The following is a 1,454-nucleotide window of genomic DNA, read 5'->3' on the forward strand; positions in this document are numbered from 1 at the left end:
CCGGGTCGTTCTGGTCACCCAGCAGCTCGTTCTGCCACAACGTGTAATCCGCGTACTGCACCGCCAACCCACGCCACTCCGGCACCCGCCCCTCCACCCGCGCCGTATAGGCACGCGTCAGGTCAGCAGCGAGCGGGCCCAACGACCAACCGTCACCCGCGATGTGATGCACGACCAGCAGCAGCACGTATTCCTGCGCCGAGAGTTCGAAGAGGTCGGCGCGCAGCGGAGTTTCGGTCGCCAGGTCGAAGGGGTGGCGGGCGGCCGACTCCAGTGCCTCCGGGAGCCCGGCCTCGGTCGTGGGGATGACGGTGAGGTGCGGGACGGCCGCCTCGGGTGAGAGCACCTGCTGGCAGGGGACGCCCTCGGCCTCGGGGAACACCGTCCGCAGACTCTCGTGCCGGGCCACCACGTCACCGAGCGCGGCCCGCAGCGCGTCACGGTCCAACTCACCACTCAGCCGCAGAGCCAGTGGAATGTTGTAGGTGGCGCTCGGCCCCTCCATCTTGTGGATGAACCACAGTCGGCGCTGGGCGAAGGACAGCGGCATGACCTCGGGGCGCCGGCGGACGGTGAGGGCCAGGCGTCCGGGGGCGGCGGTGTCGAGGAGTGCCGCCACCGCGGCCGGCGTCGGGCCCTCAAACAGCGCGCGCAGCTCCAGCTCCACGCCGAACGCGGCACGGATCTGGGCGATGAGGCGGGTGGCCAGCAGCGAGTGCCCGCCCAGGTCGAAGAAGTCGTCCTCGACGCCGACCCGGGGCAGCCCCAGCACCTGCGCGAACAGATCGCACACGATCTGCTCCTGCGGCGTACGTGCCCCTCGGCCCGATCCGGCCGACGCGAAGTCCGGCGCGGGCAGGGCCGCTCGGTCCAGCTTGCCGTTGGCCGTCAGGGGGAGCCGGTCGAGCGGCACGATGGCCGACGGGACCATGTAGTCGGGCAGATGGTCGCGGGTGTGCTCACGGAGCTTGGTGACCAGGGCGCCGGTGCCGCGGCGGGCGGCGGGGTTGGTCGCCCACATGGACAGGGGTGCGGTGGAGGTGCTGGTGGGAAGCGCGGCATAGGTGCCGACGGGGGCACGGCCGGACAGCCGGGTCCGGTCGACGAGGACGACGTCCACGGTGTCGGTGTCCTGGGTGTTCCAGGTGATGCCGGTCCAGTAGCCGTGCTCGTCGCCCAGGCTGTGGAAGGCCTCAAGGCCGAGTGGGGACGCGGTGGGGCGGTCGGGCAGGGGTGCGCCGTCTTCGAGGGCCTGCCGCACGGCGAGTTCGTGGACCAGGCGAGGGTTCGGGACGCCGGTCAGGCGGAGTTCCGCGGGCCGTTCGGCCGCCAACTGTTGCCTCAGACCGGCAAGGTTGGCCTGGGCGTCGGCGTGCGCGAGCCAGGGGCGGGTGGGGGCGTCGGTGAGGGGGTGGGCGTTGATGCCGGTCTTGTAGAGGGTGGCGTCGTAGCGG

At 71.9% G+C, this 1,454-nt stretch carries 1 protein-coding gene; it reads right to left on the bottom strand.

All coding sequences use genetic code 11. From position 1 onward, the window contains the following. Window positions 1–1,454, bottom strand: a 1,454-nt coding sequence (locus tag DI272_RS44050) for a condensation domain-containing protein (protein ID WP_258314957.1), incomplete at both ends; no start/stop codon positions are given.

It is taken from the genome of Streptomyces sp. Act143 (genome assembly GCF_003143935.1).
Taxonomy (GTDB): Bacteria; Actinomycetota; Actinomycetes; order Streptomycetales; family Streptomycetaceae; genus Streptomyces.